Origin of the sequence: Pseudomonas tremae, from assembly GCF_001401155.1 — a bacterium.
Taxonomy (GTDB): Bacteria; Pseudomonadota; Gammaproteobacteria; order Pseudomonadales; family Pseudomonadaceae; genus Aquipseudomonas; species Aquipseudomonas tremae.
Genome location: NZ_LJRO01000031.1, coordinates 23,647 through 44,709, shown reverse-complemented (window position 1 = coordinate 44,709; position 21,063 = coordinate 23,647). Strand labels below are relative to the sequence as shown.

Below are 21,063 nucleotides of genomic sequence, written 5' to 3'. Positions count from 1 at the left end.
TACACACCTTCCGCACAGAGAGTATTTATGCATACCTCAGCACTGCCCGACGATTACGGCTCCCGCGACGAGAACATCGTCATCAATTCCTACACCACTGTCCTGCGCAGAGACGGGGTCCCTCACGCGTTGTTCGCCACCTACTGGCGTGACGTTCACGGCCCGCTGTGCGCAAGGCTTCCAGGCCTGGGGTGGTACGTTCAGCACCATCTGACGCGAGAAAAGGACGGCCATCTGTGGCCGGTCATCGAAGGCGTCAAGCCACTGCAGAGCTATGTGCTTGATGGCGGCGTGGAGATCGGCTTTCTGTCCGCCGAGGACCAGAAGCAATTCAAGGACGCCAGCTCCCTGCTGTTTACAGACGAGCAGAACATGTTCGCGGAAACCATTGCCTACGACGTGCCGGACGGCTCGAGCACGCTGGTCGATCGTCTGCCTGATCCGATCCCCAACGAAACGGCAACCCAGGACAAAACCCATCTGCACTTTCATCTCGACAGCGGTGATCGGTCGGCTGCGCGCGACGCCGTGGAAAAACTGGCCCGCGAGATGGCCGGTGCCGATGCGGTCCTCAAGCTGCGCCTGCACCTCGCGCAACCCTACGACAACGCTCAACCGGCACCGCCTGCACCCGATGTGAATCACGAAGTCGAAGAGCCCCGTCTGGACATGGTCATGATGGAAGTGGTGTTCGAGTCGGCCTGGACTCGTCGGACCTACTACGCGAGCGAGCATTTCAAGGCCATCACCCAAGGCCTCGGCGCGCATGTTCGCTATGTAACACCATTTGGCGTCAGCGGTGTCTACACCTACGTGCGTGACGCGATCATGACCGCCGCCGGGGTGCGTGGCAGCCGTCAGGCTCAATTGATTCGTCAACTCGGCGCGATCAATCAGACACGCCCGGAGATCGAAAGCCTGTTCGGCGCGGCACAATCATCCTGAAGGCAGGCTGATCAGGCAGCCAAACAACGGTAACGGTGCGCGACTCAAAACCGCGCTTTACTCAGCGAAAATCGAGATACTTGAAGCCCATGAAAGCATTGACCACTCGGGAGGTGTACCAGCAACTGCGAGATGCTGCGATGGGCACGCGAGAAATGCAGCGTGTTGGCCACACCTCGGACACCGGGCTGCATCAGGTGACCATAGACGGCTGGCTGCTGACGCTGGAAACGATCGAAAGCAGCCTGAGCCACTGCCGCTACAGCCGCTGCCCGGACGGGCGGGAAGGCTCGTTCGAGAGCTGGCTGCGGACTGACCCGGTCAGCTTGCTCAGCGCCTGGGAACAGGCGCAGATCGAACGGTTGCTGAGTGGGGCTGTTGCCTGATGTCCTGCGCGGGCGCGTGAGGAACGATAACTTTCTGATCGTCGTCTCCAGGCTTCGCGCTCATCGTGATACACAAGTGCTGCCGGGCCTGGAAATACCGCTCCACAGCTGCCTTCATTTTGGCTAGACTCAACTGATTGCTGAATCGTTTAACTCGGCTTTGGTGTCAGGTTGAATGCGCTCTGCAAGACCATAATTCCAATAATTCCAGAAGGACCACCGCCATGAAATCCCTTCCCCTGCTTGTAGGCCTCGGCGCGTTGACTGCCGCTTCCAGTGTTTTTGCCTGGGACTACGTGCTGCTCGATACCGACAAGGCTGCGCAAAATCAGCAGATCACCAGCAAGCAATTGGGCGTCAAGACTGACAAGCCGTTCACGATCACGATGCGCACGCTGCATGGCGGTCGTCAGGAAGGCGTGAGCATTATCGATATCGACAACGGCACGATGAAGCTGTCGGTGGTACCGACCCGCGGCATGAACGTGTTGCATGCCTCGGTTGGCGACGTGCGCATGGGGTGGGATTCACCGGTCAAGGATGTCGTCAACCCGGCGTTCATCGAGCTTAACGGCCGTGGCGGGCTGGGCTGGCTGGAAGGGTTCAACGAACTGGTCGTCCGTTGCGGTTACGAATGGGTGGGCCATCCGGGCATGGACAATGGCGAGTTGCTGACCCTGCACGGTCGCGCGGCCAATATCCCGGCCAGCAAGGTTACGCTGCAGATCGACGAAAAACCGCCTTATGCCATTCGCCTGAAGGGCGAACTCAAGGAGCAGGCGTTCAAGAAAGTGGATTTCTCGGTGCAGACCGAACTGGTCACCGAGCCTGGCAGCACAAGCTTCTCGCTTAACGATACGTTGACCAACAACGGCGATTATCCGAAAGAGTATCAGGCGCTGTACCACAGCAACTTCAGCACGCCATTCCTCGAACAGGGCGCGCGCTTCGAGGCACCGGTCAAGCAGGTCTCGCCGTTCAACGAGAAGGCCAAGGCTGATCTGGGCGACTGGCAAACCTACCGCGCACCTACCCCGGACTACGACGAGACGGTCTACAACATCGTGCCTTACGGCGATGAGAAAGGTGACACCGTGACCGTGCTGCACAACAAGGCCGGCAGTCTGGGCGTTGCCGTCGGTTTCAATACCAAGCAGTTGCCGGTGTTCTCGCTGTGGAAAAACACAGACACCAAAGGTCAGGGTTACGTGACCGGGCTGGAGCCAGGCACCAGTTTCTCTTATAACCGCCGATTCCAGCGCCCCCTCAACCTGGTGCCGACCATTGCACCGAAGGAGCAACGTCAGTTCCAGATCAGCTACAGCCTGCTGGCTGACAAGGGTGCAGTCGACAAGGCACTCGGGCAGATCAAGACCATCCAGGACGGGCGCGAAACCGAAGTCCGCAAAGAGCCGCTGGTGGACCTGACCAAAGAGCAATGATCTTTGCCTGAAGCTTTTCAGCGCCCAGTCTGAGCAAGGCCGGATCTTGACGTAAAGCACTGCGTCGATATCCGGCCTTGTTTCGTTGCGCAGCAAAGATTCTCATAACTCCTGGGGGTTTTGTCTGTCTACACCCTCCCAACCCTTCAAAAACGAGCATGAATATGAAAATCCTGATGGTTCTGACGTCCCATGACCAACTGGGCGACACCGGCAAAAAAACCGGTTTCTGGCTCGAAGAATTTGCAGCTCCTTATTACGTGTTCAAGGATGCAGGTGCCGAAGTCACGTTGGTATCGCCTGCTGGCGGCCAACCACCGCTTGACCCTAAAAGCGATGAGCCTGACGCCCAGACCGCTGAAACCGAGCGCTTCGCCAAAGATACCGATGCTCAGAAAGTGCTGGCCAATACCGGACGCCTGGCTGAAGTAAACGCCGCCGATTTCGATGCTGTGTTCTACCCGGGCGGTCACGGTCCACTGTGGGATCTGGCCGAAGACGCGCATTCCATTGCTTTGATCGAAGCGTTTGCCAAAGCCGACAAGCCACATGGTCTGGTGTGCCACGCACCCGGCGTGCTGCGTAAGGTCAAAGCACAAAATGGCGAGCCGCTGGTCAAGGGTCGCCGCGTTACCGGTTTTACCAACAGCGAAGAAGAAGCTGTCGGCCTGACCAACGTTGTACCTTTTCTGGTCGAAGACGCGCTCAAAGCGTTGGGCGGCGACTACTCCAAAGGCGATGACTGGAGCGTTTACGTGCTGACCGATGGCAAACTCGTGACCGGACAGAACCCGGCCAGTTCGGCGCAGGCTGCCAAAGACGTGCTGACTCTGTTGAGTTGATGCCTGATGCGCGGTTCGGTGCCTGAAGGGTCGGCATTGAACCGCGCGTCATTTAGATCGAATCTTGTCGGGCTGCAACAGCCCAATATCCAGATACCCCACCCCTCTGGAGAACTGCCATGACAGATGAATCCAAACGTGAAGACCTCGACCACAAACCGGAAAATGCCGGCAAAGTGGGTGAGAAGAATAAAGAACTCAACAAGCAGGGTGAGCAGCCACGACCTGGCACTTCTCCCGACCCGCAAAAAGACAATTCCGGCAGCTGATCGCTGGTCAGAGCAGCCCCCGCTCTGCACAGACCTTCACGATCTGTTCGCGCAGCCAGCAACTCGTTTCATCCTGATCGGCCTGCGCGCTCCAGACCATGTCCAGGCTAAAACCGGGCAGGTCCGGTGGCAGCTCGAAAACAGAAACCCACGGTTCGTTATCCAGCAGGGTCTGAATGCGCCGTGGCAGCACCAGAATGAAGTCGGTACCCTCGAGCAACTGTAAGGCCGCCCGGTAACTGTTGGCACGAGCGACAATGTCGCGTTCCAGCCCCTGACGTTGCAGCCAGCCATCAACCATATTGCTGTCGGAGGTCCAGGGGGTCGGGTATACATGCCGCCGCCGGGTAAAGGTGGTCGTGTCAATCAGTGCGCTCTGCGGCGCGAACTGCGAGTCCATGACGCAAACCAGATCATCCTCCAGCAGTACCTGCGAAATCAGGCTGTCGGGCACTCGATGAAAACCCGGACCGAAACACAGGGCCAGATCGAGATGGCCGTCGTTGAGCGACTCGACTGGCAAATGCTTGTCCAGCTTCTGCACGTTGACAGTGACCGAGAACCCCGCCGCCGCGAAATCGCGCATCAGGTGAGGCAATACCAGCAGCTCGAAATACTCGGGAGCACACACCGTGAAGGTGGTTTGCCTGCGTGTCGGATCAAACAGCTTCAGCCCGTCATGGCAAAGATTGATGGCTTGCAGGATCTGCTGCACATGGCTGTGCATGGCAAGGGCCTTGCGGGTCGGACGCATGCCATTGCGAGTGCTGATGAACAAGTCATCCTCGAAATTCGCACGCAGCTTTTTCAGGCAGTAACTGACCGTCGACTGACTGACATGCAGCGCTTCGGCGACCAGCGTCAGATTGCGTTGCTCATACACTGAGACAAATACCATCAGGTCCTGCATGTCCAGCTTTCTCAGAGCATTACTGTTGAGCATCAAGGCTTCTCGCTGGCGTTGCGACCGGACGGTCAGGACTGCGCGAGCACGATAGCATCAAAATGCAATCAGGCAGCCTCTTCGCATTCCGGCGTACTCCGGGCACCACGCAGATACCGATGATAATGCCGCGGGTTAAGTCGAGCCACCATCAGCAGCATGATTGCGACCACTGCCATGAGCGACCACCACGCCCCAGCGAAACTGCCGGTCAGGTCGCGGATCAGTCCGGCGAACAGTGGCGACAGGCTGGCGATCAGGTAACCGATCCCCTGCACGAACGCCGTGAGGCTGCCTGCCTGCTGCGGATCGTCAAGATGGTCCATCGACACGATAAGACTCATCGGGAACAGACCGCCGATACCCAACCCCAGCAGGCCCGCCCAGACCAGGCTCGATTGCTCGGGCATCAGGATCAGACCGGCGAAACCGGCCATCATCAACCCGAGCAGAACACTCAGAGCGATACGTTTGTCCCGGCTACGGTTGGCCAGCGCCGGCACCAGCAAGCCCGAGATCACTTCCATCAGTGTCACAAACCCCAGCAACAGGCCGGCGCCCTGCTCGCTCCAGCCATGTTCCACGTAATAAGGCGCCAGCCAGGCCAGCACGCAGGTATAGGAAGCAGTGCCCAGACCGAAGAAAACCCCGAGCATCCAGGCCCGAGGCAGGTGCGAAAACGCTCGCTGCTCAAGCATGGCCACTGGTGCATCAGGCTGCGACAAGCGCCGCTGCTGGCCCTTCCAGAAACACAGCGCCAATAGCGCCAGCGCGGACCAGACAGACAGCGCGACATGCCAACTGCCACTAAGCCACAGGATAAGCGGACTCAAGGATGCGGCAATGGTTGCTCCACCCATGATCGCCGTGACGTAGAGCCCCATGCACAAAGAGACATGGGACTTGAAACGGGCTTTGATCAACGCGGGCATCAGCGCCTGGATAATGGCAACCCCGAGCCCCGCCAGCACGGCGCTGGCAATCAGGTCGACAGCCGACCCCAGAAACACACGCGCCAGGGTCGCCACGCCGATCAGCGCCAGCGACAGCATGACACTACGGTGCGAGCCCAGAAGATGGGCAACCCTGACGCCGAAAAACATCGCCAGCCCCATGACCATGACCGGCAGCATGGTCAACAGCGACGCCGCAGCGAAGCTCAGCGGCATGTCAAGGCGAATCGCCGCCAGTAACGGACCGACTGCAGCCATCGATGGGCGCAGGTTCAATGCGACCAGAACCACACTGACCATCAACCCGATAGGTTTTCCCGCCAAGCCACGCAATTGCATACCGTCACCTTCGCTGTAAAGGTCACGATTAGGCCGGGTGGGCGGGTCGGCGGCAAATCAGAATATGGGACGTGCTATCGGAAAATCAGGTCAGACCTGGCGCACGCGGCTTTCAGGCGTTCTGACGACGGCCATCGCAACATTCGACCTGTTCTGTGCGCGGCACCTCGGCACCGACGAGATCATCTACACCCAGCCACCAGGTCATTCCGCTACACGGAAATTGCAGGTAGAACGGCTGGCCCATCATTGGTGTTGTGATCAACACATTCTGTTCCCAGGCCAACGCCAGAATCCGGTCGAAAGGTTCGTGCCAGGCATGCATCGCCAAGTCAAAAGTGCCGTTGTGGATCGGCAGCAGCCAGCGCCCGCGCAGGTCCAGGTGCGCCTGCAAGGTCTGTTCGGGCTGCATGTGTACCTGTGGCCACTCGACGTTATAGGCGCCGGTTTCCATAAGCGTCAGATCGAACGGCCCGTACTGTTCGCCAATGGTCTTGAACCCGTCGAAGTAGCCCGTGTCGCCACTGAAGAAAATCCGCTGATCGTCGTCGATCATCACCCAGGACGCCCATAAGGTGCGATTGCTGTCGAGCAATGTACGACCCGAAAAATGCTGCGAAGGCGTGGCAACGAATTCGATACCCTCGATCTCGGTGGATTGCCACCAGTCGAGCTGACGAACCTTGTGCGCAGGGACGCCCCACTCGATCAGCGTATCGCCCACACCCAGCGGCGCCAGGAAGTGTTCGGTCTTGTCCGTCAGGGCTTTTATAGCCATGCGGTCAAGGTGGTCATAATGATTGTGGGAGAGAATCACACCGGTGATCGGCGGCAGCTCGTCAAGGCTGATGGGCGGCTGATGAAAGCGTTGCGGCCCTGCCCACTGCACCGGCGAGGCACGCTCGGCAAACACCGGGTCGGTAATCCAGAACCGGTTGCGCAGCTTGAGCAGCACAGTCGAATGACCCAGGCGATACACCGTATTGTTCGGTGCTGCCAGCAACTGCTGACGCGAAAGCGGCTGAACCGGAATTTCCCCTGCCGGGCGTGTGTCCTTGGGCTTGTTGAACAGCTGGTCCCAGAAGATACCAAGCGTCCGGAAAAAACCGAGCGGCTTCACGGGCGCATGATTGCGATAGCGCCCCTCGTGCCGAGACAGGACAGGCAGTGAAGTAACATCCTTTTTCTGGTGGGTCGAGGCCATGATTTGCTGACTCCTGAGGACAGGTTGAGGCTCCAGCCGTGCATACTTTGTACGTGAATCCCGTTGCAGGATGTCCGATGGAAAATATGTAACAGTGTTTTACACTACACGGTGTAGTTTTAAGCTTGCATGATTCTGGGCGACAAGTAAACTGCCAAGTGTACTTTTCTCTAAACGCACGTTTGAAGCGAACCTATGACCGCACCCATGCGCCTTACCGATCAGAAACGCGAAGCCATTGTTCTGGCAGCCATTGCCGAGTTTGGCGACCGTGGCTTCGAGGTCACCAGCATGGACCGCATTGCGGCGCGAGCCGAGGTGTCAAAACGGACGGTCTATAACCATTTCCCCAGCAAGGAGGAGTTGTTCGCCGAAATGCTCCAGCGTCTGTGGAGCTGCGCCCCGCCGCAGTCGGAGGTGCTCTACCATGCTGACAGCAGCCTGCGTGAGCAATTGAGAGACTTGCTGTGGGGCAAGATGCGCAACCTTACCAACAGCAGCTTCATTGATCTGGCGCGAGTGGTGGTCGGTGCAACCATTCACTCGCCAGAGCGGGCGCAGGTGTGGATGGCGCGCATCAATGAACGCGAAGAAACCTTCAGCGCATGGATCCGCGCCGCACAGAAGGATGGTCGCCTCAAACACGTCGACCCGGGCTTTGCCGCCACGCAAATGCATGCCTTGCTCAAGTCGTTTGCCTTTTGGCCACAAGTGACTTTCAACGCGCCATTGCTCACGCCCGATGAGCAAAGCAATGTCGTGGAATCGGCACTGAACATGTTTCTGGGCTGGTATGAAATGCCCCGCTGACACCGCCGGGTGTCTTCGCTCACCCCAGCACTGTGCCGCGGCACTCGCCAAAACCGATCGACACCTGCCCTTCTCGATGACAGCGAGCGCGCAGGATCACCTCATCGCCACTTTCCAGAAACTTTCGCTGTTCGCCACCTGGCAACGTTATGACATCTTTGCCCCCTTCAGTCATCTCCAGCAGGCTGCCGAACTGGCCCGCATCAGGCCCGGACAACGTGCCGGTGCCGAACAGGTCACCCGGTTGCAGCTTGCAGCCATTCACGCTGTGGTGCGCAACCATCTGCGCAGCGGTCCAGTACATGTTCAGTGAGTTGCTCAAACCCAGCCGGTGAGGTGCAAGCCCCTGGGTTTTCATCTGTTCGGTGAGCAGCAGGACTTCCAGCTCGATATCCAGCGCGCCACTCTGCTGATCGCTCCTGTCGAGCAGATAAGGCAGCGGCTGCGGATCGCCCTCGGGTCTCGCCGGCTGGGGGCTGCGAAACGGTTCAAGGGCTTCGGCAGTGATCACCCAGGGCGATAGGGTGGTCGCAAAACTCTTGGATAAAAACGGTCCAAGCGGCTGGTATTCCCACGCTTGTATGTCGCGCGCGGACCAGTCGTTGAGCAGGCAGAACCCAGCGATATGCTCGGCCGCGCGGTCGATCCCGATGGCCTCGCCCTGCGCATTGCCCGGGCCGATCCATACGCCCATTTCCAGTTCGTAATCCAGCCGTTTGCATGGACCAAACTCAGGCACTTGCTGGCCGGCCATGAGCATCTGGCCGTTGGGCCGTCTGATCGGTGTGCCAGAGATACACAAGGTCGACGCCCGACCGTGATAACCGATGGGCACATACTTGTAATTGGGCAACAGCGGGTTGTCTGGACGAAACATCTTCCCCACGTTCAACGCATGATGAATGCCGACGTAGAAATCGCTGTAGTCACCTACCCGGGCGGGCATGTGCATCGTGCATTCGTTCATAGGCAGCAACAGGCCGGATGCGGCCTGCAGGTAGGAGCGTTGTGGGCTGTCTTCATCCAGCAACTGCACAAGGGCAGCACGCAAGGCCCGACGCGCTTCAGCACCCAGCGCGAAGAAATCATTGAGCTGATCGCGGCTCGCAACCTCGACCGCTTCAACCGCCGGCCCTTTGATGAAACCACCCTTTAGCACAGCCTTGAGATCAAGGATCAGATCACCGATGGCTATACCACCTCGCGGCGCGGAGCCGTTATGGCTGAACACGCCCAGCGGCAGATTCTGAAGTGGAAAGTCGCCATGACCGTTGGCCGATGCGACCCAACTGCGGCGACCTGAAGAAATGCTCATTACAACGGCTCCTTGTTGAACGTTCTGGCCATGCCGTTCCAGCAGCCGTCGTAGTCGGTTTGCAGTTGCGGGCAATCCAGCGCATGGCGACTGGGGCGCAGCACCTTGCCGGTCTCAAACATAAAAGCCATGGTGTTTTCTATCTTGTGCGGTTTCAAATCGGCAGCGATGGCTTTTTCTGCCGTGACATTGTCCGGCCCATGAGCGCTCATGCAGTTGTGCAGCGACGAGCCGCCCGGCATGAAACCTTCGGCCTTGGCGTCGTAAGCACCATCGATCAGGCCCATGAACTCGTTCATCAGGTTGCGATGAAACCACGGCGGACGAAAAGTATTTTCCGCCACCATCCAGCGTGGCGGGAAAATCACAAAATCGATATTGGCCTGCCCCTGAACGGGACCTGGCGAGGTCAGCACGGTAAAAATCGAGGGGTCCGGGTGATCGTAACTGACGGTGCCGATGGTATTGAAGCGCCGCAGATCATACTTGTACGGCACATTGTTGCCGTGCCAGCCGACCACATCGAACGGCGAGTGCGGCAGTTGAGTCGCCCACAGTTCGCCAAGGAATTTCTGTACCAGTTGTACCGGCTCGTTTCGTTCTTCAAACCAGGCCACCGGGGTTAGAAAATCACGCGCATTGGCCAATCCGTTGCTGCCGATCGGCCCGAGTTCCGGCAGGCGTAACGCGCAACCATGATTCTCGCAGATGTAGCCACGTGCGCTGTAGTCGAGCAACTGCACGCTGAATTTCAGGCCACGCGGCAGCACGGCAACTTCCAGAGGCTCTACGTCCATCACGCCCAGCTCGGTGACGATTCTTAATCTTCCCTGCTGCGGCACAATCAGCCATTCGCCGTCGGCATTGAAAAACGCGCGCTGCATTGAGGTATTGGTGGCATACACGTAAACACTGACCCCTTCGGCCTGATCAGGTATCGACGTGCTGGCCAGTGATATCAGGCCGTCGATGAAGTCTGTGGGTTCTCTGGGGATGTCAAAGGCGTTCCAGCGCAGGCGATTGGGGTTTATCGGCCCCTGCTGCTGACCGAGGATCTGCCGATCGACACGCTGATAGCGCGGATGGGCTGCCGAGGGCTGGATCCGGTACATCCAGGTACGACGAGCTTCGGCACGACCGACGGTAAAAGCGGTTCCCGAGAACTGCTCGGCGTACAAACCCAACGGGTGCCTTTGCGGCGAGTTCTGAGCAATCGGTACCGCGCCCGGCAAGGCTTCGCTGCTGAACTGGTTGCCAAAACCTGACTGATAGACCAGTGGATCCGAGCTGCAATGAATAGCCATCTGAGCCTCTTGTTGTTATTCAGTCACACAGCAGTAGGTGGATCGTCAAAAATCGTAAATCGATTACGCTTAACGTAATTTGAGTTTGAAACCCGGTCAAGCTATAAAGCTGCCTTCCCAGACCGGCGCAACGCATATCCATGACCGAAGAAACCGAAAGCCCGACAGGCGGACGTCAGCAAAAGGTTCAGGCTGCTGAAGTGGGCCTGGGCGTACTCAAGGCTCTGGCTGAGTTGTCGCCCGCGACGTCGCTGTCCAGGCTTGCCGAGCACCTGGGCATGCCGCCCAGCAAGGTTCATCGTTATTTGCAGGCGCTGATCGCCAGCGGTTTTGCCGAGCAGGATGCCGTCAATAATCACTACGGGCTGGGCCGCGAAGCCTTGCAAGTCGGGCTGGCGTCGCTGGGCAAGCTGGATGTGCTGAAGGTGTCGGCCCCCTGGCTGGCCAATCTGCGCGACGAGCTGAACCAGACCTGCTTCCTGGCCGTGTGGGGCAATAAAGGTCCGACCGTGGTGTATGTCGAGCCGTCGCTGGGCGCAGTGACGCTGGTGACGCAGATCGGTTCGGTCCTGCCGCTGCTCGGCTCGTCTACCGGGCTGGTATTCGAGAGCTTTTTGCCCCAGAACGAGACCGCCCTGCTTCGCCATCAGGAAACACCTCATCTGCAGGCCGGTCGTCTGCGCGAGGTCGAGCGTCACCTAAAGCAGATCCGCAGCAACGGCGTGCATCAGGTGCAAGGTATATTGATGCCGGGCGTCAATGCGGCTTCCTCCCCATTGTTTGCCATGGGCAACAAACTGGTGGGTGTGATTACCGTCGTCGGGCCGGGGTCGCTGCTCAACGACGAGGCGCAGAGCCAGGCGGCTCGACGTCTTTCAGAAACAGCTAACGCAATCAGTGAACGCATGGGTGGCAAGCTGCCAGGCTGAGCCTGCATTACACGCCCCATAACCTTCGCCTCACCATCAAAATCGGACGCAGAGCGTCCAGAAAGGCATGCCCACGCTGGAGCATGGGCACGATAGTTTTACGGACATCTCCAGCAAGGATCAATCCGGTGTCAGCACGCCACGCTGGATCTGATCGCGCTCGATGGATTCGAACAGTGCCTTGAAGTTGCCCTCGCCAAAGCCGTCGTCGCCTTTGCGCTGAATGAACTCGAAGAACACCGGCCCCATCAAGGTGGCAGAGAATATCTGCAACAGCAGTCGGCGTTCGCCGCCCTCGGACGAGCCATCCAGCAATATGCCACGTGACTTGAGTTCGTCTTCCGGCTCGCCATGATCGGGCAAGCGCCCCTGAAGCATCTCGTAGTAGGTGTCTGGCGGCGCGGTCATGAAACGCATGCCGGTGGCTTTCAGCTCGTCCCAGGTCTTGATCAAGTCGTCAGTGAAGAACGCAACATGCTGGATGCCTTCGCCGTTGAACTGCATCAGGAACTCTTCGATCTGCCCTGCGCCTCTCGACGACTCTTCGTTCAGCGGAATACGAATCATGCCGTCCGGCGCGGTCATTGCCTTGGAGGTCAGGCCGGTGTACTCGCCTTTGATATCGAAATATCGCAGTTCGCGGAAATTGAACAGTTTTTCGTAGAAATTCGCCCAGTACGCCATGCGACCGCGGTACACGTTATGGGTCAGATGATCGATGAACTTCAGGCCCGCGCCGACCGGGTGACGGTCCACGCCTTCGATGAAGTTGAAATCGATGTCATAGATCGACGTTCCTTCGCCGAAACGGTCGATCAGGTACAGCGGAGCGCCGCCGATGCCCCTGATCGCAGGCAAGCGCAATTCCATGGGACCGGTGGCGATTTCCAGCGGCTGAGCGCCGAGTTCCAGCGCCCGGTTATAGGCCTGCTGGGCGTCCTTGACGCGAAACGCCATGCCGCACACAGAGGGGCCATGCTCTGCCGCAAAGTAGGACGCCAGGCTGTGCGGTTCATTGTTGAGAATCAGGTTGATCGCACCCTGGCGATACAGCGTCACGTCCTTGGAGCGGTGCGTCGCGACCTTGGTGAAGCCCATCATCTGGAACACGGGTTCAAGGCTGTTGGGGGTCGGCGACGCAAATTCGATAAATTCAAAACCCATCAGGCCCATCGGGTTTTCGTAGAGATCAGCCATGACTGGCTCCTTGCAGAAGAGTGAAGGTGAGTAAACGACGCAATCACTGTCCTGCGGGCGGCGCACATGGGATCCCTCGCACACTGCGAGCAAGGAAATCACCAAAAATCAGTTGCAGACCAAGAATCTTCATGAGGGCAGCCTACTCCGGCTTGTCCGATTGCGCATCAGGGTGTGTCTGGTGAAAGGCCCTGGTAGATCGCCTGATTGACGCACGGGTGCTGCCTGTTGTTATTTTCGTAAACACATTACGTAATGCGTAAATTGCGTGATCCACCCTGCCCTGTCAACACAAGCCTCGCCACCCATGCCATGAGCTAGGCTCTGTAGAAAAGTCGGCGAGCGACGTCAGGCAGGGCGGAAACATGCGAGCAACGATCTAACTCGCGTCCAGGCGTGTTTTTAACGCAGCATGGTCGAGAGCGGCCACTTTATGTGCAGAGCCCGGAATGGGCTGACCCGATAAAAACAAAACTGGGGGGCTTGATGAATATTCTCTACGATGAACGCATTGACGGCATGCTGCCGGCTGTCGATAAACATCAACTGTTGCGCGACCTGCGACACCTGTTGCCCGACCTGGACATCCTGCATCGCGACGAAGAGCTTCGTCCCTATGAATGCGACGGGTTGTCGGCGTATCGCACCACGCCGATGCTGGTAGTGCTGCCGCGCCACCTCGAAGAGGTACAGACACTGCTGCGGCTTTGTCATGAGCGCCATGTGCCGGTGGTCACAAGGGGCGCCGGCACCGGGCTTTCAGGTGGCGCACTGCCGCTGGAGAAAGGCGTGCTGCTGGTAATGGCGCGCTTCAGCCAGGTCCTCGAGATCAACCCCGATGCGCGTCTGGCCCGGGTGCAACCCGGTGTGCGCAATCTGGCGATTTCTCAGGCTGCGGCACCGCACGGCCTGTATTACGCACCTGACCCTTCTTCACAAATCGCCTGTTCGATTGGCGGCAACGTGGCAGAAAACGCAGGCGGCGTACATTGCCTCAAATATGGCCTGACCGTACACAATCTGCTCAGCGTCGACATCCTCACTGTCGAAGGCGAGCCCATGACGCTGGGCAGCGACACCCTCGACTCGCCGGGTTTCGATTTGCTTGCGCTGTTCACCGGCTCCGAAGGCATGCTCGGCATCATCACTGAGGTCACGGTCAAACTGCTGCCCAGACCACAGGTGGCGAAGGTGCTGCTCGCCGCGTTCGATTCGGTGGAACACGCCGGGCGTGCGGTGGCCGACATCATCGCTGCCGGCATCATCCCCGGCGGACTGGAAATGATGGACAACCTGGCGATCCGCGCCGCCGAAGACTTCATTCACGCTGGCTACCCGGTCGATGCCGAAGCCATTCTGCTCTGCGAGCTCGACGGGGTCGAAACCGATGTGCAGGCCGACTGCGAGGTAGTCCGCGTGGTGCTGCAGCGCGCCGGCGCCACACAAGTGCGTCTGGCGCGCGATGAAGCCGAACGCGTGCGCTTCTGGGCCGGGCGCAAGAACGCCTTTCCGGCAGTCGGACGCCTTTCGCCGGATTACTACTGCATGGACGGGACAATCCCGCGCCGTGCACTACCGGGCGTCCTGCGCGGCATCAAAGAGTTGTCCGAGCAGTACGGCCTGCGCGTCGCCAACGTGTTTCATGCCGGCGACGGCAATATGCACCCGCTGATCCTGTTCGATGCCAATCAACCGGGCGAACTGGAACGGGCCGAAACCCTGGGCGGCAAAATTCTGGAACTGTGTGTGGCGGTGGGTGGCAGCATCACCGGAGAACACGGTGTAGGGCGCGAAAAGATCAATCAGATGTGCGCGCAGTTCAACAGCGACGAACTGACCTTCTTCCATGCCATCAAGGCCGCGTTCGACGAGAGCGGCATGCTCAACCCCGGCAAGAATATCCCCACCCTGCAGCGCTGCGCAGAGTTTGGCGCCATGCATATTCACGCCGGGCAATTGCCCTTCCCTGAACTGGAGCGCTTTTGATGAACACGCCAGACAGGGACGCTATTCAAGCACTGCTTGAGCAGGTCAATCAGGCGCTGGAGGACGGCAGACCGCTGTGTATTCAGGGCGGCGGCAGCAAAGCGTTTCTCGGTCGCCCGGTGGCTGGTGACGTTCTCGACACCCGTGAACACCGCGGTATCGTCAGCTATGACCCCACAGAACTGGTGATTACCGCCCGCGCCGGGACGCCGCTGAGCGAACTGGTGCAGGTACTGGACGCCACTGGCCAGATGCTGCCGTGCGAGCCTCCGGACTTCGGCACGGCAACCCTTGGCGGCATGGTCGCAACCGGCCTGTCCGGGCCACGCCGCCCGTGGAGCGGATCGGTGCGGGATTTCGTACTAGGCACCCGGCTGATCACCGGGCTTGGTAAACACCTGCGCTTCGGCGGAGAAGTCATGAAAAATGTTGCCGGTTATGACGTCTCGCGCCTGATGGCGGGCAGTTTTGGCTGCCTTGGGGTGTTGACCGAAGTGTCGCTGAAAGTGCTGCCCAAGCCGCGTTTGTGCATCAGCATCGCGTTGCAGACAGACAGTGCCAACGCCCTTTCCTGCCTGGCCGAATGGGGACGGCAACCCATGCCAATCAGTGCTGCCAGTCATGATGGTCAGGTGCTGCGTCTGCGCCTCGATGGGGGTGAAGGCTCTGTGAAAGCCGCGCACGAGCGGCTTGGCGGTGAGGTGATCGATACTGCCTACTGGCAGCAATTGAACGAGCAGCGCCTGCCATTTTTTCAGGATTCGCGCCCGCTATGGCGGGTTTGCGTACCGGCCCACACCGGCGTGCTCGACCTGCCAGGCGAGCAGTTGATTGACTGGGGCGGCGCACAACGCTGGCTGAAATCACACGCGGACAGCGTCGTGATCAGAACGATGGCGGCAGCCGTCGGCGGGCACGCGACATGCTATGGCCCGGCGCGTGTGGACAGCCCTTTTCAGCCCTTGCCCGAGCCTTTGCTGCGCTACCATCGGGCGCTCAAGAACCGGCTCGACCCGCAGGGTATTTTCAACCCTGGCCGACTGTACGCGGAGCTTTGAGGCATGCAGACCACATTGAGTGAACACGCCAGAAAACAGCCCCGCGCCGAAGAAGCCGAGCGCATCCTGCGCAGTTGCGTGCATTGCGGCTTTTGCAATGCCACGTGCCCGACCTATCAGTTGCTGGGTGATGAACTGGACGGTCCGCGCGGCAGAATCTATCTGATCAAACAGGTGCTTGAAGGCCATGAAGTCACCGAGAAGACCCAGCTGCATCTGGACCGCTGCCTGAGCTGTCGTAACTGTGAAACCACATGCCCGTCGGGCGTGGATTACCACAACCTGCTTGATATAGGACGCGCTGCGGTGGATGCCGCCGTGCCCCGGCCACTGGGTCAGCGATTGTTGCGCGAAGGCTTGCGCAGGGTCGTGCCGAATGCCGGGTTGTTCAAGGCGCTGACCGGCCTGGGTACTGCCTTTCGCCCATTGCTGCCAGACCACCTGAGAAACAAATTGCCCGCAACGATCCTGCGCTCAGGTGCGCGTCCGGCACCACGCCATGCGCGGCGCATGCTGATGCTTGAAGGTTGCGTACAGCCGGGACTTTCACCGAACACCAACGCCGCAACATCAAGGGTGCTGGACCGTCTGGGCATCAGCATCAACCCGATCAACAAGGCTGGATGCTGTGGCGCGGTGGATTACCACCTGAATGCGCAGGATGCGGGCCTGGAGCGAGCGCGGCGCAACATAGATGCCTGGTGGCCAGCCCTCGAAGGTGGTGCCGAGGCCATCATCCAGACGGCAAGCGGCTGCGGTGCCTTCGTCAAGGATTACGCACATCTATTGCGCGACGACCCGCTATATGCAGACAAGGCCGCCCTGATCAGCGCACGCACCCGGGACCTGGTCGAAGTCCTGCGCGATGAGCCACTGGAGAACCTCGGCATCAATACCGACACCCGGCTGGCGTTTCATTGCCCTTGTACCTTGCAGCATGCACAAAAACTCGGTGGCGAGGTGGAGCGTGTCCTGCTGCGCCTGGGTTTCAACCTGACCAGCGTGCCGGACGGCCACTTGTGCTGTGGTTCGGCGGGCACCTACTCCCTGACTCAACCCGCGCTGGCCCGCCAACTACGCGACAACCGCATGAGTGCGCTGGAAAGCGGCAAGCCACAGGTTATCGCCACTGCCAACATCGGCTGCCAGGCGCACCTGGCGAGTGCTGAGCGGACGCCAGTGCGGCACTGGATCGAACTGGTCGATGAAGCGCTGGGCACTCTTGAATCCCGTTGAACTCATATTGAATAACCACTGCTCTGGAGAACCCCATGAAAATCAAAGCTGTTCTGACCCAGACCGAAGTCAGCCTGATGCTCGGTGCCGCACGCGATGAAGCGCAGGCCAATGGCTGGGCGGTGGCCATCGCGGTTGTCGATGATGGCGGCCATTTGCTAGCGTTCGAGCGACTGGACGATGCCTCGCCCATCAGCAGCTATATCTCGATTGAAAAAGCCCGGACCTCGGCCCTCGGCAAACGCGAATCCAAGGGCTACGAAGACATGGTCAACGGCGGTCGTAGCGCATTCCTCAGCGCCCCGCTGCTGACTTCTCTGGAAGGCGGTGTGCCCGTCATTGTCGATGGTCAGGTGATCGGTGCGCTGGGCGTTTCCGGTGTCAAAGCCGATCAGGACGCACAGATCGCCAAGGCAGGCATTGCCGCATTGAATGCCGACTGAGCGATCATCATTCTGGTGCCCTGAGCCCGCTCATCAGGGGTGCCCGTAACAAAAAATCACAGCGCAACTTTTATGTGGAGCCCATCCGATGAACGATTTCGTCAAATGCCAACGGCTCAAAGTGGCTGTCAATCTCCAGCGCTTTGTCGATGAAGAAGTGCTGCCAGGCACCGGCCTGGAGCCGGAAACATTCTGGAAAGGCTTTGACGTACTGGTACACGAACTTGCACCGCGCAACCGCGAACTGCTCGCAGAACGCGAACGCCTGCAGGCCGAGCTGGACAAATGGCACAAGAAACATCCCGGCCCGATCAGCGACATGCCCGCCTACCGGGATTTTCTACATTCGATTGGCTACCTCCAGCCGGAACCTGAGCGGGTTACCGCCACCACCGCCAATGTCGACCTGGAAATCAGCGAGCAAGCCGGTCCGCAACTGGTGGTACCTGCCAGCAACGCGCGCTATGCGTTGAATGCTGCCAATGCCCGTTGGGGTTCTTTGTACGACGCCCTGTACGGCACCGATGTAATTTCCAGCGCCAACGGGGCCGACATCCGCGCGGGTTACAACCCGTTACGCGGCAACAAGGTAATCGCCTTCGCCCGCGAACTGCTCGATAGCAGCGCACCGCTGGTCAACGGCAGCCACAGCGATGCTCGAAGCTACCGTATCGAGGACGGCGAACTGCGCATCGCCCTGGCGGATGGCTCACACACCCTCCTGCAGCACTCGGAAAAGTATGTCGGCTTCAGGGGCGAGCCCGATCAACCGGAAGCAATTCTGCTCAAGAACCACGGTTTGCATATCGAAATCCAGTTCGACCCGCAGCACCCGGTGGGCAGCACCGATGCGGCCGGCATCAAGGACCTGCTGCTGGAATCTGCTCTGTCGACCATCATCGACTGCGAAGACTCGGTTGCTGCCGTGGACGCCGAAGACAAGGTGACGGTCTATCGCAACTGGCTTGGCCTGATGAAAGGTGATCTTACCGAGACGCTGGACAAGGGCGGCAAGGCAATCATCCGCAGTCTCAACCCGGATCGCACCTACATGGCTGCTAGCGGAGGCGAGCTCACGTTGCGTGGGCGCTCGCTGATGTTCATTCGCAATGTCGGCCATTTGATGAGCAACCCGGCAATTGTCGATGAGGACGAGCAGGAGATCCCCGAAGGCATTCTCGATGGGGTCATCACCAGCCTGATCGGCTTGCATGATCTGAATCGTCGAGGCAACTCCAGGGCTGGCAGCATTTATATCGTCAAGCCGAAAATGCACGGCGCAGCCGAGGTGGCTTTCGCCGATCAGTTGTTCAGCCGTATCGAAGACATACTGCAACTGCCGCGCAATACCCTGAAGATGGGCATCATGGACGAAGAGCGACGCACCAGCGTCAACTTGAAGGCCTGCATCGGTGCAGCATCGGCAAGAGTAGCGTTCATCAATACCGGGTTTCTCGACCGGACCGGCGATGAGATCCACAGCGCCATGCGGGCCGGACCGGTGCTGCGCAAGGGCGAGATGAAAAATTCTCCGTGGATCAAGGCTTACGAACGCAACAATGTACAGGTCGGCCTGGCGTGCGGCCTGCGCGGGAGAGCACAGATCGGCAAGGGTGTGTGGGCAATGCCTGATCGCATGGCCGACATGCTGGAGCAGAAAATCGCTCATCCCCGATCTGGCGCCACGACCGCGTGGGTACCCTCGCCCACCGCAGCCACCTTGCACGCATTGCACTACCATCAGGTCGACGTCGGGCAGATTCAAAAAGAACTAGAGCAGCAGGCGCTGGCGGACATCAGTGTCTCGTTGCTCGACGACTTGCTGACCATACCGGTAGTGGACAAGCCGGAATGGACGCGGGAGCAGATTCTCGAAGAACTGGAGAACAATGCCCAGGGTTTGCTGGGCTACGTCGTACGCTGGGTCGAGCAAGGCATCGGCTGTTCCAAGGTGCCCGACATTCACAATGTGGGCCTGATGGAAGACCGCGCAACGTTGCGTATCTCCAGTCAGCACATGGCCAACTGGCTTTTGCATGACATCGTAGATCAGCAAGACGTTAACAACGTGCTGGAGCGTATGGCCAAGGTGGTCGACAAGCAGAATGCAGGAGACTCCCACTACCGACCCATGGCCAGGGACTTCAAGAACTCTGCCGCATTCAAGACCGCCTGCGCGCTGGTGTTCAAAGGGCCAGAGCAGCCCTCCGGCTACACCGAACCATTGCTGCATGAGGCCAGGCTAGCGTTCAAGAACCAGGACTGACCTGCCGTTTCGCTCATGCGCCTGCACCGGGCATGAGCGAATGGCCCTCTTTCTGAAGGCATGCAGGACGTCAGACACGCCAGGCTCGGGCCGAAAGCAGCCTTTGATGTGCAGCGCCTAGAGCCTGTAGATCGAAATCCAGCTCATGTCCGGGTGCGAGGAATAAATGTAATTGCCATTACGGTTCAACACGGCGCCCCCCACGGAAGGAAAGTACGCAATACAGGTGGCGATGCCTTTCACCGTGTCGATCCGGTAAACGTCATAGTTGCAGGTGTAGATCGCGTAGACGTATCGATCGTCGGGCGTGACGCCGATTATTCTTACCGGATAACCCTGGCTGCCGACCCTCTCTCGATAAAAGGTTTTGTTGGTCGCTGCATCGACGATATAGACCTCATCGATTCCGCCCACATACAGCCAAGCGCCATCGGCACTGAACGCCATTGATCGCGGATCGGAAAAGCCGGTAATTTCGTGCTGCTGGTAATCAACCCTGCTTATTGCCAGAACGTCGGTAGGCGCAGTCCGGTCCACCAGCATCGTTGCGTAAAAGCGGTCATTCAAAGGGCTGATTCCCAGCGCCAGCGATGCATTGGTCAAGGCCCCAAGATCGAATTCGTTTTCGACCGTATAGTTTTCGGTCTCGATCAGACGGATCAGCCCGCCCAGCGCATTCTGAAAGGACAGGCAGATGAACCGGCCATCCGCGCTGCAAAGCACTCGATTGGCGTTGGCTGCGGGAAGTATGCGGATCACTTCGCGCAGGCGGGTATCGACCACATAGCACCTCTTCTGGCCGATGGTGTAGAGCCGTTTGCCGTCGGGGCTCAGGCTGATGGCGCCGGCGCCCGCTCGTTTGATACTGCCGACCACGCTTGCAGTGGCGATATCGACCACGCTGACTTCGCGGCCACTCTCATGCGCGACGTAAAGAGTGGTTTCATCGGGGCTGAGCGCGAGTTCTGCGGGTACGAACCCCAGAGGAATGATGCCGGTCAACCATGCGATGTCCAGAGGCTCTCCTGAACTGACCGGATCGACCATATGAGTCAAAGCTCTAACATGTTGAGATGCCTTTTTTTGCATTTCCATCACCAGTCAATGGGCCTTGTTAGACCGCCAGAACGGGGAATAGATAAGAAGATATATCCCCGTCATCCAACGATGCGGCCAAGACACCGATGCCGCTCCGA

At 59.0% G+C, this 21,063-nt stretch carries 19 protein-coding genes; 12 read left to right on the top strand and 7 right to left on the bottom strand.

Annotated elements, in window-relative coordinates; all coding sequences use genetic code 11:
- Positions 1 to 27: 27 nt before the first annotated feature.
- From ALO43_RS01785 to ALO43_RS30855, 5 genes are all read left to right on the top strand, one after another.
- Positions 28 to 945, top strand: coding sequence for an EthD domain-containing protein (locus ALO43_RS01785; RefSeq protein ID WP_054997022.1), 918 nt, complete (start codon positions 28 to 30; stop codon positions 943 to 945).
- 89 nt (positions 946 to 1,034) lie between these two features.
- A complete protein-coding gene (locus ALO43_RS01780) occupies positions 1,035 to 1,331 on the top strand; it encodes a DUF7693 family protein (RefSeq protein WP_005890420.1) in 297 nt (98 codons plus the stop codon).
- A 224-nt stretch (positions 1,332 to 1,555) separates the two neighbouring features.
- Positions 1,556 to 2,773 (top strand): aldose 1-epimerase family protein, encoded by a 1,218-nt coding sequence (locus ALO43_RS01775; RefSeq protein WP_054997021.1) that lies wholly within the window; start codon positions 1,556 to 1,558, stop codon positions 2,771 to 2,773.
- Between the two features lie 164 nt (positions 2,774 to 2,937).
- Positions 2,938 to 3,615 (top strand): type 1 glutamine amidotransferase domain-containing protein, encoded by a 678-nt coding sequence (locus ALO43_RS01770; protein ID WP_005890416.1) that lies wholly within the window; start codon positions 2,938 to 2,940, stop codon positions 3,613 to 3,615.
- 119 nt (positions 3,616 to 3,734) lie between these two features.
- Positions 3,735 to 3,884, top strand: a complete 150-nt coding sequence (locus tag ALO43_RS30855; protein ID WP_005890415.1) for a hypothetical protein — start codon at positions 3,735 to 3,737, stop codon at positions 3,882 to 3,884.
- A gap of 7 nt (positions 3,885 to 3,891) precedes the next feature.
- Here ALO43_RS30855 and ALO43_RS01765 read toward each other — a convergent pair whose 3' ends face one another.
- From ALO43_RS01765 to ALO43_RS01755, 3 genes are all read right to left on the bottom strand, one after another.
- On the bottom strand, positions 3,892 to 4,827 hold the full coding sequence (locus ALO43_RS01765) for a LysR family transcriptional regulator (RefSeq protein WP_054997020.1): 936 nt from the start codon (positions 4,825 to 4,827) through the stop codon (positions 3,892 to 3,894).
- Positions 4,828 to 4,895: 68 nt separating this feature from the next.
- Positions 4,896 to 6,119 (bottom strand): cyanate transporter, encoded by a 1,224-nt coding sequence (locus tag ALO43_RS01760; RefSeq protein WP_054997019.1) that lies wholly within the window; start codon positions 6,117 to 6,119, stop codon positions 4,896 to 4,898.
- A 112-nt stretch (positions 6,120 to 6,231) separates the two neighbouring features.
- Positions 6,232 to 7,323, bottom strand: a complete 1,092-nt coding sequence (locus tag ALO43_RS01755; RefSeq protein ID WP_054997018.1) for an MBL fold metallo-hydrolase — start codon at positions 7,321 to 7,323, stop codon at positions 6,232 to 6,234.
- Positions 7,324 to 7,518: 195 nt separating this feature from the next.
- Here ALO43_RS01755 and ALO43_RS01750 point away from each other — a divergent pair, with 195 nt between their 5' ends.
- Positions 7,519 to 8,133 carry a TetR/AcrR family transcriptional regulator gene (locus tag ALO43_RS01750; protein ID WP_054989302.1) on the top strand — a complete coding sequence of 205 codons (615 nt, stop codon included), beginning with the start codon at positions 7,519 to 7,521 and terminating at the stop codon, positions 8,131 to 8,133.
- Between the two features lie 19 nt (positions 8,134 to 8,152).
- On the opposite strand, the gene fahA is transcribed toward ALO43_RS01750, so the two are convergent.
- Positions 8,153 to 9,448 carry a fumarylacetoacetase gene (gene fahA, locus ALO43_RS01745; protein WP_054997017.1) on the bottom strand — a complete coding sequence of 432 codons (1,296 nt, stop codon included), beginning with the start codon at positions 9,446 to 9,448 and terminating at the stop codon, positions 8,153 to 8,155.
- Entirely contained in the window at positions 9,448 to 10,752 is a 1,305-nt protein-coding gene (gene hmgA / locus ALO43_RS01740; protein WP_054997016.1) for a homogentisate 1,2-dioxygenase, read from the bottom strand. Before hmgA ends, fahA begins: the two co-directional genes overlap by 1 nt.
- Positions 10,753 to 10,886: 134 nt before the next feature.
- Between hmgA and ALO43_RS01735 the strand changes: the two genes are divergently transcribed.
- On the top strand, positions 10,887 to 11,681 hold the full coding sequence (locus ALO43_RS01735) for an IclR family transcriptional regulator (RefSeq protein WP_054997015.1): 795 nt from the start codon (positions 10,887 to 10,889) through the stop codon (positions 11,679 to 11,681).
- A gap of 120 nt (positions 11,682 to 11,801) precedes the next feature.
- On the opposite strand, the gene hppD is transcribed toward ALO43_RS01735, so the two are convergent.
- On the bottom strand, positions 11,802 to 12,878 hold the full coding sequence (gene hppD / locus ALO43_RS01730) for a 4-hydroxyphenylpyruvate dioxygenase (RefSeq protein ID WP_054997014.1): 1,077 nt from the start codon (positions 12,876 to 12,878) through the stop codon (positions 11,802 to 11,804).
- A 486-nt stretch (positions 12,879 to 13,364) separates the two neighbouring features.
- On the opposite strand from hppD, the gene glcD reads away from it, so the two are divergent.
- The 5 genes from glcD (at position 13,365) to ALO43_RS01705 (ending at position 19,867) form a co-directional block, all read left to right on the top strand.
- Positions 13,365 to 14,864 (top strand): glycolate oxidase subunit GlcD, encoded by a 1,500-nt coding sequence (gene glcD / locus ALO43_RS01725; RefSeq protein WP_054997013.1) that lies wholly within the window; start codon positions 13,365 to 13,367, stop codon positions 14,862 to 14,864.
- On the top strand, positions 14,864 to 15,922 hold the full coding sequence (gene glcE, locus ALO43_RS01720; protein WP_054997012.1) for a glycolate oxidase subunit GlcE: 1,059 nt from the start codon (positions 14,864 to 14,866) through the stop codon (positions 15,920 to 15,922). Before glcD ends, glcE begins: the two co-directional genes overlap by 1 nt.
- Positions 15,923 to 15,925: 3 nt before the next feature.
- Positions 15,926 to 17,158, top strand: coding sequence for a glycolate oxidase subunit GlcF (glcF, locus tag ALO43_RS01715; RefSeq protein WP_054997011.1), 1,233 nt, complete (start codon positions 15,926 to 15,928; stop codon positions 17,156 to 17,158).
- A gap of 35 nt (positions 17,159 to 17,193) precedes the next feature.
- Entirely contained in the window at positions 17,194 to 17,601 is a 408-nt protein-coding gene (locus tag ALO43_RS01710) for a heme-binding protein (RefSeq protein WP_005890394.1), read from the top strand.
- 88 nt (positions 17,602 to 17,689) lie between these two features.
- Positions 17,690 to 19,867 (top strand): malate synthase G, encoded by a 2,178-nt coding sequence (locus tag ALO43_RS01705; RefSeq protein ID WP_054997010.1) that lies wholly within the window; start codon positions 17,690 to 17,692, stop codon positions 19,865 to 19,867.
- 117 nt (positions 19,868 to 19,984) lie between these two features.
- On the opposite strand, the gene ALO43_RS01700 is transcribed toward ALO43_RS01705, so the two are convergent.
- Positions 19,985 to 20,914, bottom strand: a complete 930-nt coding sequence (locus tag ALO43_RS01700) for a WD40 repeat domain-containing protein (RefSeq protein WP_005890391.1) — start codon at positions 20,912 to 20,914, stop codon at positions 19,985 to 19,987.
- Between the last annotated feature and the right edge of the window lie 149 nt (positions 20,915 to 21,063).

Excerpts from the sequence above, each read along its gene's own strand:
- ALO43_RS01785 (WP_054997022.1), top strand. The coding sequence starts at position 28 with ATGCATACCTCAGCACTGCCCGACGATTACGGCTCCCGCGACGAGAAC.
- ALO43_RS01705 (WP_054997010.1), top strand. The coding sequence starts at position 17,690 with ATGAACGATTTCGTCAAATGCCAACGGCTCAAAGTGGCTGTCAATCTC.
- glcF (WP_054997011.1), top strand. The coding sequence starts at position 15,926 with ATGCAGACCACATTGAGTGAACACGCCAGAAAACAGCCCCGCGCCGAA.
- hmgA (WP_054997016.1), bottom strand. The coding sequence starts at position 10,752 with ATGGCTATTCATTGCAGCTCGGATCCACTGGTCTATCAGTCAGGTTTT.
- ALO43_RS01710 (WP_005890394.1), top strand. The coding sequence starts at position 17,194 with ATGAAAATCAAAGCTGTTCTGACCCAGACCGAAGTCAGCCTGATGCTC.
- hppD (WP_054997014.1), bottom strand. The coding sequence starts at position 12,878 with ATGGCTGATCTCTACGAAAACCCGATGGGCCTGATGGGTTTTGAATTT.
- ALO43_RS01700 (WP_005890391.1), bottom strand. The coding sequence starts at position 20,914 with ATGGTCGATCCGGTCAGTTCAGGAGAGCCTCTGGACATCGCATGGTTG.
- ALO43_RS01765 (WP_054997020.1), bottom strand. The coding sequence starts at position 4,827 with ATGCTCAACAGTAATGCTCTGAGAAAGCTGGACATGCAGGACCTGATG.
- glcD (WP_054997013.1), top strand. The coding sequence starts at position 13,365 with ATGAATATTCTCTACGATGAACGCATTGACGGCATGCTGCCGGCTGTC.
- glcE (WP_054997012.1), top strand. The coding sequence starts at position 14,864 with ATGAACACGCCAGACAGGGACGCTATTCAAGCACTGCTTGAGCAGGTC.
- ALO43_RS01755 (WP_054997018.1), bottom strand. The coding sequence starts at position 7,323 with ATGGCCTCGACCCACCAGAAAAAGGATGTTACTTCACTGCCTGTCCTG.
- ALO43_RS30855 (WP_005890415.1), top strand. The coding sequence starts at position 3,735 with ATGACAGATGAATCCAAACGTGAAGACCTCGACCACAAACCGGAAAAT.
- ALO43_RS01750 (WP_054989302.1), top strand. The coding sequence starts at position 7,519 with ATGACCGCACCCATGCGCCTTACCGATCAGAAACGCGAAGCCATTGTT.
- ALO43_RS01775 (WP_054997021.1), top strand. The coding sequence starts at position 1,556 with ATGAAATCCCTTCCCCTGCTTGTAGGCCTCGGCGCGTTGACTGCCGCT.
- ALO43_RS01760 (WP_054997019.1), bottom strand. The coding sequence starts at position 6,119 with ATGCAATTGCGTGGCTTGGCGGGAAAACCTATCGGGTTGATGGTCAGT.
- ALO43_RS01780 (WP_005890420.1), top strand. The coding sequence starts at position 1,035 with ATGAAAGCATTGACCACTCGGGAGGTGTACCAGCAACTGCGAGATGCT.
- fahA (WP_054997017.1), bottom strand. The coding sequence starts at position 9,448 with ATGAGCATTTCTTCAGGTCGCCGCAGTTGGGTCGCATCGGCCAACGGT.
- ALO43_RS01770 (WP_005890416.1), top strand. The coding sequence starts at position 2,938 with ATGAAAATCCTGATGGTTCTGACGTCCCATGACCAACTGGGCGACACC.